The organism is Streptomyces sp. NPDC055506 (genome assembly GCF_053643595.1).
In genome coordinates this window covers 1-11,741 of the sequence record NZ_JBSHKH010000190.1, presented here as the reverse complement: position 1 = coordinate 11,741, position 11,741 = coordinate 1, and the positions used below count along the sequence as shown (strand labels likewise).

The window sequence follows — 11,741 nt, the reverse complement described above, 5'->3', positions numbered from 1 at the left end:
CCCGAGGGTGCGGCGGCCCTTCGGCACGGCCCGGTGGGGCGGGTCAGCGGATGTCGCCCATGAGTTCCTTGACCTTCTTGCGGTACATCCACACCGCACCGCCGGCGAGGACGGCGAGCGTGGCCTCCAGAGTCACGATGCCCGTCTTGTTCAGGTCGACTCCGGCGATGGAGAGCAGCCCCGTCGTGGCGTCACCGGCGGTGACGGCCAGGAACCAGACGCCCATCATCTGCGAGGCGTACTTCGCGGGAGCCATCTTCGTCGTCACCGACAGACCCACCGGGGAGAGCAGCAGCTCACCGACGGTCTGCGTGAAGTAGATCGCCACCAGCCACAGCGCCGCCGCCTTGTGACCGCCCTCGGCGATCGACAGCGGGGCCAGGAAGAGGAAGAAGGACGCGCCGACCAGGACCAGACCCGAGCCGAACTTCACGATCGTGCTGGGCTCCTTGCCGCGCCGGTTCAGCGCCAGCCAGAACCAGGCGAAGACCGGGGCCAGCGCCATGATCAGGACCGGGTTGACCGACTGGTACCAGGAGACCGGGAACGCCCAGCCGAAGACGCTGTTCTCGGCGGAGGAGTCCGCGAAGATCGACAGCGTCGAGCCGCCCTGGTCGTAGATCATCCAGAACACGGCCGCGGCCACGAAGAACCAGATGTACGCGGACATCTTCGACTGCTCGGCGCGGTCGAGGTCCTTGTCGCGCTTGATGCGGACCAGGACCATCGTCGGGATGATCACGCCCAGCAGGGTCAGCGGGACCAGGATCCAGTTGAGCGTGTAGTGGCCGGAGAAGCCGACGATCGCGTAGCAGACGACCGCGATACCGGCCCAGATCGCCGCCTTGCGCAGCGTCGAGGCCTTCTCCTCGGCGGACAGCGGAGTCGGGACGACGCCGGAGCGCTCGGCCAGGTTGCGCGAGCCGATCAGGAACTGGACGAGACCCAGCGCCATGCCGAGCGCGGCGAGCGCGAAGCCCAGGTGCCAGTCGACGCTCTCACCGATGGTGCCGATGATCAGCGGCGCCGCGAAGGCACCGAGGTTGATGCCCATGTAGAAGACGGTGAAGCCACCGTCGCGGCGCGGGTCGTCCGGTCCGTCGTAGAGGTGGCCGACCATCGTCGAGATGTTGGCCTTCAGCAGACCCGAACCGATCGCGACCAGGCCGAGGCCGGCGTAGAAGGTGCCGGAGGCGGGCAGGGCCAGCGTGAGGTGGCCCAGCATGATGACGCCGCCCGCGATGGCGACGGTCTTGCGCGGCCCCCAGACGCGGTCGCCGAACCAGCCGCCGGGCATGGTGAGCAGATACACCAGCGACACGTACACGGAGTAGATCGCCGTCGCCGTCCCCGCGGGCAGATGCAGCCCACCCGGGGCCACCAGGTACAGCGGGAGCAGGGCCCTCATGCCGTAGTAGGAGAACCTCTCCCACATCTCGGTCATGAAGAGAGTGGCCAGTCCGCGGGGGTGGCCGAAGAAGGTCTTCTCGGAGCCGGGGGTGCCCGGGCGGGCCGAGTCCTTCGTCAGGCTGGACGCCATGGTCGTTCCTTGCTGGTCGGGACGCGCCCCGCGACAGCGGTGGTGCGCCCGGTGGGGGTCTGTCGGCACCGGAGCGTACGGCCGTCACCCCCGACGCCTACGGGGGCCGCTCCGGGGCACGGAGCGATGGGCGGTCGCCTCCGGGGTCCACGTGGGGGGTCCACGCCTCTACGCGCGTCGCCGCACGACGAGGCCCGACACAAAAGAGACCTTCGGGGCAGAGAGCCACAGAAGGTCGCCTAGGGCTACAGGCGTTGATTCACCATACGGCAGGACACAGCCGCATATGGAAGGACTTGAGAGGAGGATCACAGGTGCCGGGGGAACCGTAAGCCTGGTTTCCAAGGTCCTTACCAGGATCGCACCCCATATGCGGAGGTCCGTCAGCGTTCCCCTGGAACGTAAGAAGTGGGTATGCCAACGGTAAGAATCAAGGCTTCCGGTCACACCCCAGCTCAGGGCCTTGCAGGTCTACCATCACTCCATGACCCGTGTACTGCTCGCCGAGGACGACGCGTCCATCTCGGAGCCGCTGGCCCGTGCTCTGCGCCGGGAGGGCTACGAGGTCGAGGTGCGTGAGGACGGCCCCACCGCTCTCGACGCAGGACTGCAGGGCGGCGTCGACCTGGTCGTGCTCGACCTGGGTCTGCCCGGCATGGACGGTCTGGAGGTGGCCCGCCGCCTGCGTGGCGAGGGCCACGCCATCCCGATCCTCATCCTGACCGCGCGCGCCGACGAGGTGGACACCGTCGTCGGGCTCGACGCGGGCGCCGACGACTACGTCACCAAGCCGTTCCGGCTCGCCGAGCTGCTCGCCCGCGTCCGGGCCCTGCTGCGGCGCGGTGCCGCCGAGCCGCAGCAGCCGCCCGCCACGCACGGCGTGCGCATCGACGTCGAGTCGCACCGCGCCTGGATGGGCGAGGAGGAGCTCCAGCTCACCGCCAAGGAGTTCGACCTGCTGCGGGTGCTGGTGCGCGACGCGGGCCGGGTCGTCACCCGCGACCAGCTGATGCGCGAGGTCTGGGACACGACCTGGTGGTCGTCGACCAAGACCCTCGACATGCACATCTCCTGGCTGCGCAAGAAGCTCGGCGACGACGCGGCCAACCCCCGCTACATCGCCACCGTGCGCGGTGTGGGCTTCCGTTTCGAGAAGAGCTGAGCCACAGGGCAGGCACGGGTAACAGGACATGCGCCGCCGACTGATCCAGTCCACGCTCGCCGTGGTGCTGGTCGTGATCGCCGTCTTCGGTGTCTCGCTCGTCATCGTCGAGACCCGGACGATCAGCAACAGCGCCCAGGAACGGGTGGAGTCCGAGGCGGTCCGCCTCGCCAGCATCGTCGACAGCCGGCTCTTCGGGGCCCAGCAGGTCGACGCCGAGGTGCTGCGCGACCAGGTCACGCAGGACCGCTACTACGCGGTGATCCGGCTCCCCGGCGAGGCGCCCATCGAGGTCGGCACCAAGCCGTCCGGTGACGTCATCAGCGCGACCGCGCCCGGCGAGGAGGGCGAGACGGTCACCGTCCAGGAGCCGCGCTCCTCGGTGACCCGCGAGGTCGGCCGGACGCTGCTGATCATCGCGCTGGTCGCGCTGCTGGCGGTGGTGGCAGCGGTGCTGCTCGCGGTCCGCCAGGCGAACCGGCTGGCGTCGCCGCTGACCGACCTCGCGGAGACGGCCGAGCGGCTCGGCTCGGGCGACCCCCGCCCGCGGCACAAGCGGTACGGCGTGCCCGAGCTGGACCGGGTGGCGGACGTGCTGGACGGCTCCGCCGAGCGCATCGCGCGCATGCTCACCGCCGAACGCCGCCTGGCCGCGGACGCCTCACACCAGCTGCGGACCCCCCTCACGGCCCTGTCCATGCGGCTGGAGGAGATCACCCTCACCGACGACCCGGCCACGGTGAAGGACGAGGCGACGATCGCGCTCACGCAGGTCGAGCGGCTGACGGACGTCGTCGAGCGGCTGCTGACCAACTCCCGCGATCCGCGCACCGGCTCCGCCGTCACCTTCGACCTCGACGAGGTCATCCAGCAGCAGCTCGCCGAGTGGCGGCCGGCGTACCGCAGCGCGGGCCGGGCGATCGTCAGCTCGGGCAAGCGTCATCTGGAGGCGGTCGGCACGCCCGGCGCGGTCGCGCAGGTGCTGGCCGCGCTGATCGAGAACTCCCTGATGCACGGCGGCGGCACGGTGGCCCTGCGCACCCGCGTCACCGGAAACCAGGCGGTCATCGAGGTCACGGACGAGGGCCCCGGCGTCCCCGCCGACCTGGGCGCGCGCATCTTCGAGCGGGCGATCAGCGGCCGGAACTCCACGGGCATCGGCCTGGCCGTCGCCCGCGACCTGGCGGAGGCGGACGGCGGCCGCCTGGAAATGCTTCAGACCAAGCCCCCGGTCTTCGGCCTGTTCCTGTCCCGCACGGCCACCCAGACGCCGCTGACGGGCGAGGACGAGCCGATGGTCCGCTGAGGCTCTCGTTCGGTACGGCTACGGCACCCGCTGCCTGTTCCGCTGCTGCTCCACCGCCGGTCCGGGCTTCGGCGCCGGTGTCCGGGCCGGGAGCGCGCGGAAGACCCAGGTGCGGTACGACCAGAAGCGGAAGAGCGTGGCGACGCCGATGCCGACGAACTTGAAGATGTTGTTCTGCAGCGGGGTGTTCCAGCCGAAGCCGTAGGTCGCCGCGTACAGCACGCCGTTCTCGATGACCAGGCCCACCGCGCTGAACAGCAGGAACAGGGTCATTTCCCGGGTGCGGCCGCTCTTGTCGCGATCGCGGTACGTGAAGTAGCGGAAGCCGACGTAGTTGAAGATGATCGCGACGACGGTCGCGATGACGCTCGCGCGCACCACCTGGAGGTCGGTGACATGCCGCACCAGGTTGAACACGAGGAGGTTGACCAGCACCCCGGCCCCGCCCACCGCGCCGAATTTGGCGACTTCGCGGACGAGCCGTCGGAGCCGAGAGGCACCATGTCCCATGGTCGTGCAGGCCCCCGTCCCTCAGTTGGCGTCAACCCAGCCATGCTAACCACCCTCCCGCGCGATCTTCCTGCGGATACCGGTGGACGGCCGGAGATGGTCCGGACCGGGGAGGGGAGGGACAGGGAACCGGCCACCCTGGCGCGGCCGATACCCTGAGGGAGTGACGTTTCCGGTAGTCGGCATGGTCGGCGGTGGCCAGCTCGCTCGTATGACACACGAGGCGGGCATCCCGTTGGGCATCAGGTTCAAGCTTCTCAGTGACACCCCGCAGGACTCGGCTGCGCAGGTCGTGAGCGATGTCGTCATCGGCGACTATCGCGACCTCGACACGCTGCGCGAGTTCGCCCGCGGGTGCGATGTGATCACCTTCGATCACGAACACGTTCCCACCGAGCACCTCAGGGCCCTGGAGGCGGACGGCATTCCCGTGCGCCCCGGTCCCGACGCGCTCGTGCACGCCCAGGACAAGGGCGTGATGCGCGCGAAGCTCGACGCGATCGGCGTGCCCTGCCCCAGGCACCGGATCGTCTCCGATCCGCAGGACGTGGCGGCCTTCGCCGCCGAGGGCGACGGCTTCCCTGTGGTCCTCAAGACTGTTCGCGGCGGTTACGACGGCAAGGGCGTGTGGGTCGTCGACTCCGTCGAGGAGGCCGCCGACCCGTTCAAGGCCGGTGTCCCGGTGCTCGCCGAGGAGAAGGTCGACTTCCTGCGCGAGCTCGCCGCCAACGTCGTACGGTCGCCGCACGGCCAGGCCGTTGCCTACCCGGTCGTGGAGTCCCGCCAGGTCAACGGCGTCTGCGACACGGTGATCGCCCCGGCGCCCGGCCTCGACGAGGACCTCGCGGTCCGGGCCTCCGAGATGGCCCTGAACATCGCCAAGGAACTCGACGTCGTCGGGCACCTCGCGGTCGAGCTGTTCCAGACCCGCGACGGCCGCATCCTGGTCAACGAGCTGGCGATGCGCCCGCACAACTCCGGCCACTGGTCGATGGACGGCGCGGTCACCAGCCAGTTCGCCAACCACGTCCGCGCGGTCCTGGACCTGCCCCTCGGCGACCCGCGCCCCCGTGCCCCGTGGACGGTCATGGTCAACGTCCTCGGCGGCGACTTCCCGGACATGTACTCCGCGTACCTGCACTGCATGGCGCGCGACCCCCAGCTGAAGATCCACATGTACGGCAAGGACGTGAAGCCCGGCCGCAAGGTCGGACACGTCAACACCTACGGCGACGACCTGGACGACGTGCTGGAGCGCGCCCGTCACGCAGCCGGCTACCTGAGAGGCACCATCACCGAATGAGCCCTGTTGTTGGCATCGTCATGGGGTCGGACTCCGACTGGCCCGTCATGGAGGCCGCCGCCAAGGCCCTCGACGAGTTCGAGATCCCCTACGAGGTGGACGTCGTGTCGGCCCACCGCATGCCGCGCGAGATGGTCGCGTACGGCGAGCAGGCCGACGGCCGGGGGCTCAAGGTGATCATCGCCGGGGCGGGCGGCGCCGCCCATCTGCCCGGCATGCTCGCCTCGGTCACCCCGCTGCCGGTCATCGGTGTGCCCGTGCCGCTGAAGTACCTCGACGGCATGGACAGCCTGCTGTCGATCGTGCAGATGCCGGCCGGTGTCCCCGTCGCGACGGTCTCCGTCGCCGGTGCCCGCAACGCCGGCCTGCTGGCCGCCCGCATCCTCGCCGCGCACGACGAGGAACTGCGCGGCCGGATGCGCGACTTCCAGCAGGAGCTGAACGACCAGGCCACCGAGAAGGGCAAGCGCCTGCGCTCCAAGGTCGAGGGATCGGGCGGCTTCGGCTTCGGCGCGGGGAAGTGACGGCGATGACCTCCCTGGAGTCGGCCCGGGAACTCCTGCGCGAGTTCCCGGTCGCCGACGGCCACAACGACCTGCCCTGGGCGCTGCGCGAACAGGTCCGCTACGACCTCGACGCCCGCGATGTCGCCGCCGACCAGAGCGCCCACCTGCACACCGACATCCCGCGGCTGCGCGCGGGCGGCGTCGGTGCGCAGTACTGGTCGGTGTACGTCCGTACGGACTCGCCGGACCCGGTCGCGGCCACCCTCGAACAGATCGACTGCGTACGGCAGTTGCTGGCCCGCCACCCGGCCGACCTCCGGCCCGCGCTGACGGCCGCCGACATGGAGGCCGCGCGCGGGGAGGGCCGCATCGCCTCTCTCATGGGGGCGGAGGGCGGCCACTCCATCGCCAACTCCCTGGGCACCCTGCGCGGTCTGTACGGCCTCGGCGTGCGGTATCTGACCCTCACTCACAACGACAACGTGGACTGGGCGGACTCCGCGACCGACGAGCCGAAGGCCGGTGGCCTCACCGCCTTCGGCCGTGAGGTCGTACGGGAGATGAACCGGCTCGGCATGCTCGTCGACCTCTCCCACGTGGCGGCGACGACCATGCGGGACGCGCTCGACACGAGCACCGCCCCCGTCGTCTTCTCCCACTCCTCCGCCCGGGCCGTGTGCGACCACCCGCGCAACATCCCGGACGACGTACTGGAGCGGCTGGCCGCGGGCGGCGGTGTCGCGATGGTGACGTTCGTGCCGAAGTTCGTGCTCCAGGCGGCCGTGGACTGGACGGCCGAGGCCGACGAGAACATGCGCGCCCACGGCTTCCACCACCTCGACACCACCGCGGAGGCCATGAAGGTCCACCGCGCCTTCGAGGAGCGCCGGCCCCGCCCGGTCGCGACGGTGGCGACGGTCGCCGACCACCTGGACCACATGCGCGAGGTCGCCGGCATCGACCACCTCGGCATCGGCGGCGACTACGACGGCACGGCCTTCACTCCCGACGGCCTGGACGACGTCTCCGGCTACCCGAACCTCCTCGCCGAGCTGCTGGAGCGCGGCTGGTCGAAGGCCGACCTGGCCAAGCTGACCTGGAAGAACGCGGTACGGGTGCTGGGCGACGCCGAGGACGTGGCCCGTGGCCTTCAGGCGACGCGGTCGCCGTCCAACGCCACGATCGAGTCGCTCGACGCCGTCGACGCCCTCGACGGCTGAGTGTCCAGGGCGGGGTAGTCGGTGTAGCCGGCCGCCCCGCCCACGTACATGAAGTACCGGTCGCGCAGCTCGTTCAGGGGCGCACCGAGCCGCAGCCGGGTCACCAGGTCCGGGTTGGCGAGGAAGGGGCGGCCGAGGGCGATCAGGTCCGCCCCGGCGGCCAGCAGCGCCTCCGACTCCCGGTGCACGGCTTCGGTGGTGACCTCCCTCAGCACCGGGTTGGCGATGAGCACCCCGGGCCAGGCGGCGCGCACCCGCCGGAACACCGGCGTCTCCGGGTCGGCGTACCCGAGGTGCAGATAGGCGAGCCCCAGCCCGCCGAGCCGCTCGGCGAGCGCCGGGTAGAGCTCCTCGGTCTCGCCCTCCGCGATGCCGTTGACGGTGTTGCCGGGGGAGACCCTGAGGCCCACGCGCTCGGCGCCGATCTCGTCGGCCACGGCCTCGGTCACCTCGGCCGTGAAGCGGATCCGGGCCGCGACCGGTCCGCCGTAGCCGTCGGTGCGCAGGTTGGTGTTCGCGGCCAGGAACTGGTGCAGGAGGTGGCCGTTGGCGGAGTGCACCTCCACCCCTTCGAATCCCGCGTCGACCGCGTTGCGAGCGGCCTGCGCGAAGTCGGCGACGGTGGTGCGGATGTCCTCGGCGGTCATCTCCCTCGGCACCACGGCCGGCCGATGGCCCTCCGGCGTGAAGATCGTCTCGGGGAGCGCGACGGGCGAGGGCGCGACCGGCGTCAGCCCGCTGGTCGCCGGGTGGCCGACCCGCCCGCCGTGCTGGAGCTGGAGGAACATCCGCCCGCCCGCGTCCCGTACGGCGTCCGTGACCTGCCGCCAGCCGGCCACGTGCGCCGGGCTGTGGACGGCGGTGATGTTCGGATACGTCTGCCCGACCGGGTTCGGTGTCGAGGCCTCGGCGATGATCAGCCCGGCCGAGGCGCGCTGGGCGTAGTACGTGGCCATGAGGGGGGTCGGGGTGCCGTCGGCCTCGGCCCGGTTGCGGGTCAGGGGCGCCATCACCAGACGGTTGGGCAGGTCAAGACGGGGGAGACGAGCCGGTTCGAAGAGTGCTGTCGTGTGCTGCGTCATGCCCTTACGCTAGAACCTGACACTCATGTCAGATTCAAGCCCGGGAGTGGATGTGCGGATCGGTGAACTGGCCCGCCGTACCAACGTGAGTGAGCGGTCGCTGCGCTACTACGAGAAGCAGGGCATGCTCTCCGCCGAGCGGACACCCGGCGGGCACCGGGAGTACCCGGAGGCGGCCGTGGACCGGGTCATCCGGATCCAGGAGCTGTTCGCGGCCGGGCTGTGCAGCGAGAAGATCGTCCAGTTGCTGCCGTGCATGCGGGACGCCGACGGCGGCCCCTCGGCCCGTGCCACCCCCAGCCTGGTCGCGAACCTCACCGCCGAGCGTGCCCGCATCGACCGGATGATCGCCGACCTGGTCCGCTCCCGGGACACCCTGGACGAGGTGATCGACGCGGCCCGGCTGCCCTGAGCGCCCGCCCGTCCGGGGCCGGGACCGTCGGGGCCGTACTCCGAACGCCCCGCTCACCAGGAACCGCCCCCCGCTCCGTGCGACGGTGACGGTACGTCACGAGCACCGTACGGAGCCGCCATGGCAGATCTCCAGCAGGACCTGCGCCCCACCGCCGCGACCGGCGAGTTCGACGATCTGGCCGAGCCGTACCCCGACGAGGGCCTCGTCGCGGCGGAGCCCTACGAGCCCGTCTCCGATCCGGACGACGCGCCCCTGACCCGGGCCCACGCCATCCTCGCCGCCCACCCCGTCGCCGACGGGTACAACGGACTGCCCTGGGCGCTCAAACGCCTGTCCTACTACGACCTCGAGGACGGCGAGAGCACCGTCGACACGGACGTGCCCCGGCTGCGCAGCGGCCATGTGGGCGCGCTGTTCTGGTCGCTGCACCTGCCCGAGGGGCTCGACGGCGACCGGGCCGTCGGCGCCACCCTGGAACAGCTCGACCTGGCGAAGAGCATCGTCCGCACCTGCGACGAGGGCCTGCGGCCCGCCTGTACGGCCGGGCAGGTCGCCGACGCCCGCAATTGCGGCCGCGTCGCCGTGCTCCTCGGTCCCGCCGGGGCCTCGGCCGTGGGCGACTCGCTGGGCACCCTGCGCCAGCTGCACCTCCTCGGCCTGCGCGCTCTGACGCTGACCGGGGTGTCCTGGGCGAGCGACGCGGGGCTGACCCGGTTCGGCGAGGAGGTCGTGCGCGAGATGAACCGGCTCGGTGTCATCGCGGACCTCTCCGGCGCCCCGGAGCAGACCGTCCGCCGTGTGCTGAGCCTCTCCCGGGCGCCCGTGCTGTTCAGCCGCTCCGCGGCCCGGGCGATCCGCCCCCACCCGGTCAACCTCCCCGACGACCTGCTGGCCGCGCTGGGCGCCGCCAAGGGGCTGTGCCTGGTACCGCTGACGGCCGAGCAGACCGGCCCGACCGTCCGTGATGTCGCCGATCACCTCGACCACATCCGTGCCGTGGCCGGAGCGCACAGCGTCGGACTCTCCGGCACCTACGACTCCGGCTCGGCCCATCCGCAGGAACTCGGCGACATCTCCTGCTATCCCCGGCTGATCGCCGAGCTGCTGCGGCGCGGCTGGGACGAGGGCGATGTGGCCCTTCTGACCTGGGGAAACGTCCAGCGCGTCCTGCGCGGGGCCGACTTCACCGCACGCGCCGCGCAGCAGCGTCGCGCGCCGTCGAAGGCGACGATCTCGGAGCTGGACGGGTAACCGTCCCGCTCTCCCGTCTCCTCTGCCTCTGCCTCTGCGGGATCAGTCGTGCGCGATCCGGCAGAGGCAGAACGGATGGCCCGCCGGGTCCGCGTAGACCCGGAAGTCCTTCTTCCTGTCGTCCTCCTTGTCCAGCACCCGCGCGCCCAGCGCCAGCACCCGCTCCTCCGCCGCGTCGATCTCCTCCCAAGTCGCACCACCGTCGAAGTCCAGGTGGAACTGCTGGGCGTTGCGGTCGGACCGGGGCCACTCCGGCGGGGTGTGGCCGGGCGAGCGCTGGAAGGCGAGCCGGGGCCCGCCGGGGAGGCGCAGCACCACCCAGTCGGGGTCGTCGCCCTCGGGAGAGCCGCCCCCGACTCCCGCGTAGAAGCGGGCCAGTTCGCGCGGGTCGGGGCAGTCGACGACCACGGAACGGAAACGTGCCACGGCGGACATGAGGTCTCCCGGTGTCAGCAGGCGCAGAGGCAGAACGGGTGCCCGGCCGGGTCGGCGTAAACCCGGAAGGTCCGGGAGCGGTCCTCGGTGTCCAGCGCCTTGGCGCCGAGCGCCAGCACGCCCTTCTCGGCCGCGTCCAGGTCCTCCACGTCCAGGTCGAGGTGGAACTGCTGCGAGTGGTCGGGCGATGGCCACGTCGGCGGTACGAAACCGGGGGCGGCCTGGAAGGCCAGCGGTGTACCGCCCGGCACCTTCAGGTCGACCCACTCGTCCTCCCCGTCGGACGCGACCTCCGGCGTGCCGCCGAGCACCTCGGCGTAGAAGGCGGCGAGTGCGTGCGGGTCGGGACAGTCCAGGACGACGACACCCAGCTTGGCGAGAGCCATGACTTCCTCCTCGAAGTCGCTGTTACCTTCAGAATCGGGTAACCAGTAACCGTTACTGCATGCTCCCTCATTGGAGGTAACCTCGCAAGGGAAAAAGCGAGAGGTACGGTCCAGCCATGACGGAGAGATCGCCCGCGCCCGGCGGCCTGGCCCTGGTCGAGGCCCTGGTGAACACGCTGGACATCGAGTCGGGCGCCGACACGCTGGACACGCCGGAGGGCCGGGCACGCTTCGGGATCACGCCCGACGAGGCGGACCTGGCCCGCGCCCTGCGCGAGTCCCTGCGCGCCACCCTCCTCGCCCACGCGGGCCACCCGCCGCACCGCGAGACGCCCCCGCTCGGTGAACTCCTGGCCCGGGCCCCGCTCATCGTCACGGTCGACGCGACGGACGGCTCGGCCGCCCTGACCCCCACCGACGACCGCTCCCTGCACGCACGCGTGGCCGCGGCCGTCGCCGAGTCCCTGGTCGCCGGCACCTGGACCCGCCTCAAGGCCTGCGAGGCCCCCGACTGCCACTGGGCCTACTACGACCGCAGCCCGGCAGGCCGCGGCCGCTGGTGCTCGATGCAGGTGTGCGGCGCCCGCGCGAAGATGCGCCGATACCGGGCGAAAGGGGCGTGACC

Annotated in this window: 13 protein-coding genes; 8 read left to right on the top strand and 5 right to left on the bottom strand. The window is 71.2% G+C overall.

The window, feature by feature from the left end:
* Nucleotides 1-43: 43 nt before the first annotated feature.
* Nucleotides 44-1,540, bottom strand: coding sequence for an oligopeptide:H+ symporter (locus tag ACWIF2_RS38175; RefSeq protein WP_454365960.1), 1,497 nt, complete (start codon nt 1,538-1,540; stop codon nt 44-46).
* 484 nt (nt 1,541-2,024) lie between these two features.
* Between ACWIF2_RS38175 and ACWIF2_RS38170 the strand changes: the two genes are divergently transcribed.
* Entirely contained in the window at nt 2,025-2,702 is a 678-nt protein-coding gene (locus ACWIF2_RS38170; RefSeq protein ID WP_345662418.1) for a response regulator transcription factor, read from the top strand.
* Between the two features lie 28 nt (nt 2,703-2,730).
* The gene (locus ACWIF2_RS38165) at nt 2,731-4,008 is read left to right on the top strand and encodes an ATP-binding protein (protein ID WP_454365959.1); all 1,278 of its coding nucleotides are present in this window, start codon (nt 2,731-2,733) and stop codon (nt 4,006-4,008) included.
* Nucleotides 4,009-4,026: 18 nt separating this feature from the next.
* On the opposite strand, the gene ACWIF2_RS38160 is transcribed toward ACWIF2_RS38165, so the two are convergent.
* Nucleotides 4,027-4,518, bottom strand: a complete 492-nt coding sequence (locus tag ACWIF2_RS38160; RefSeq protein WP_454365958.1) for a GtrA family protein — start codon at nt 4,516-4,518, stop codon at nt 4,027-4,029.
* A gap of 163 nt (nt 4,519-4,681) precedes the next feature.
* Between ACWIF2_RS38160 and ACWIF2_RS38155 the strand changes: the two genes are divergently transcribed.
* Genes ACWIF2_RS38155 through ACWIF2_RS38145 form a run of 3 tightly spaced genes read left to right on the top strand, consistent with a single transcriptional unit; the run spans nt 4,682 to nt 7,547 of the window.
* Entirely contained in the window at nt 4,682-5,821 is a 1,140-nt protein-coding gene (locus ACWIF2_RS38155; protein WP_454365957.1) for a 5-(carboxyamino)imidazole ribonucleotide synthase, read from the top strand.
* Nucleotides 5,818-6,345, top strand: a complete 528-nt coding sequence (gene purE / locus ACWIF2_RS38150; RefSeq protein WP_184598238.1) for a 5-(carboxyamino)imidazole ribonucleotide mutase — start codon at nt 5,818-5,820, stop codon at nt 6,343-6,345. Before ACWIF2_RS38155 ends, purE begins: the two co-directional genes overlap by 4 nt.
* A gap of 5 nt (nt 6,346-6,350) precedes the next feature.
* Nucleotides 6,351-7,547 (top strand): dipeptidase, encoded by a 1,197-nt coding sequence (locus tag ACWIF2_RS38145; protein WP_454365956.1) that lies wholly within the window; start codon nt 6,351-6,353, stop codon nt 7,545-7,547.
* On the opposite strand, the gene ACWIF2_RS38140 is transcribed toward ACWIF2_RS38145, so the two are convergent.
* Nucleotides 7,478-8,629, bottom strand: coding sequence for an alkene reductase (locus ACWIF2_RS38140; protein WP_454365955.1), 1,152 nt, complete (start codon nt 8,627-8,629; stop codon nt 7,478-7,480). The two genes, ACWIF2_RS38145 and ACWIF2_RS38140, sit on opposite strands and share 70 nt — an antisense overlap.
* Nucleotides 8,630-8,681: 52 nt before the next feature.
* Between ACWIF2_RS38140 and ACWIF2_RS38135 the strand changes: the two genes are divergently transcribed.
* Nucleotides 8,682-9,041 carry a MerR family transcriptional regulator gene (locus ACWIF2_RS38135; protein WP_391114313.1) on the top strand — a complete coding sequence of 120 codons (360 nt, stop codon included), beginning with the start codon at nt 8,682-8,684 and terminating at the stop codon, nt 9,039-9,041.
* Nucleotides 9,042-9,161: 120 nt separating this feature from the next.
* A complete protein-coding gene (locus ACWIF2_RS38130; protein WP_454365953.1) occupies nt 9,162-10,295 on the top strand; it encodes a dipeptidase in 1,134 nt (377 codons plus the stop codon).
* A 42-nt stretch (nt 10,296-10,337) separates the two neighbouring features.
* Here the strand turns inward: ACWIF2_RS38130 and ACWIF2_RS38125 are convergent, their stop codons facing one another.
* Nucleotides 10,338-10,730, bottom strand: a complete 393-nt coding sequence (locus tag ACWIF2_RS38125; protein WP_454365952.1) for a VOC family protein — start codon at nt 10,728-10,730, stop codon at nt 10,338-10,340.
* A 14-nt stretch (nt 10,731-10,744) separates the two neighbouring features.
* Nucleotides 10,745-11,116, bottom strand: coding sequence for a VOC family protein (locus ACWIF2_RS38120; RefSeq protein WP_454365950.1), 372 nt, complete (start codon nt 11,114-11,116; stop codon nt 10,745-10,747).
* A 116-nt stretch (nt 11,117-11,232) separates the two neighbouring features.
* Here ACWIF2_RS38120 and ACWIF2_RS38115 point away from each other — a divergent pair, with 116 nt between their 5' ends.
* The gene (locus ACWIF2_RS38115) at nt 11,233-11,739 is read left to right on the top strand and encodes a CGNR zinc finger domain-containing protein (RefSeq protein ID WP_454365948.1); all 507 of its coding nucleotides are present in this window, start codon (nt 11,233-11,235) and stop codon (nt 11,737-11,739) included.
* Nucleotides 11,740-11,741 lie beyond the last annotated feature (2 nt).

What these genes read in the sequence shown, in the direction of transcription:
- ACWIF2_RS38175 (WP_454365960.1), bottom strand. Translation starts at nt 1,540, where the DNA reads ATGGCGTCCAGCCTGACGAAGGACTCGGCCCGCCCGGGCACCCCCGGC.
- ACWIF2_RS38170 (WP_345662418.1), top strand. Translation starts at nt 2,025, where the DNA reads ATGACCCGTGTACTGCTCGCCGAGGACGACGCGTCCATCTCGGAGCCG.
- ACWIF2_RS38165 (WP_454365959.1), top strand. Translation starts at nt 2,731, where the DNA reads ATGCGCCGCCGACTGATCCAGTCCACGCTCGCCGTGGTGCTGGTCGTG.
- ACWIF2_RS38160 (WP_454365958.1), bottom strand. Translation starts at nt 4,518, where the DNA reads ATGGGACATGGTGCCTCTCGGCTCCGACGGCTCGTCCGCGAAGTCGCC.
- purE (WP_184598238.1), top strand. Translation starts at nt 5,818, where the DNA reads ATGAGCCCTGTTGTTGGCATCGTCATGGGGTCGGACTCCGACTGGCCC.
- ACWIF2_RS38145 (WP_454365956.1), top strand. Translation starts at nt 6,351, where the DNA reads ATGACCTCCCTGGAGTCGGCCCGGGAACTCCTGCGCGAGTTCCCGGTC.
- ACWIF2_RS38140 (WP_454365955.1), bottom strand. Translation starts at nt 8,629, where the DNA reads ATGACGCAGCACACGACAGCACTCTTCGAACCGGCTCGTCTCCCCCGT.
- ACWIF2_RS38130 (WP_454365953.1), top strand. Translation starts at nt 9,162, where the DNA reads ATGGCAGATCTCCAGCAGGACCTGCGCCCCACCGCCGCGACCGGCGAG.
- ACWIF2_RS38125 (WP_454365952.1), bottom strand. Translation starts at nt 10,730, where the DNA reads ATGTCCGCCGTGGCACGTTTCCGTTCCGTGGTCGTCGACTGCCCCGAC.
- ACWIF2_RS38120 (WP_454365950.1), bottom strand. Translation starts at nt 11,116, where the DNA reads ATGGCTCTCGCCAAGCTGGGTGTCGTCGTCCTGGACTGTCCCGACCCG.
- ACWIF2_RS38115 (WP_454365948.1), top strand. Translation starts at nt 11,233, where the DNA reads ATGACGGAGAGATCGCCCGCGCCCGGCGGCCTGGCCCTGGTCGAGGCC.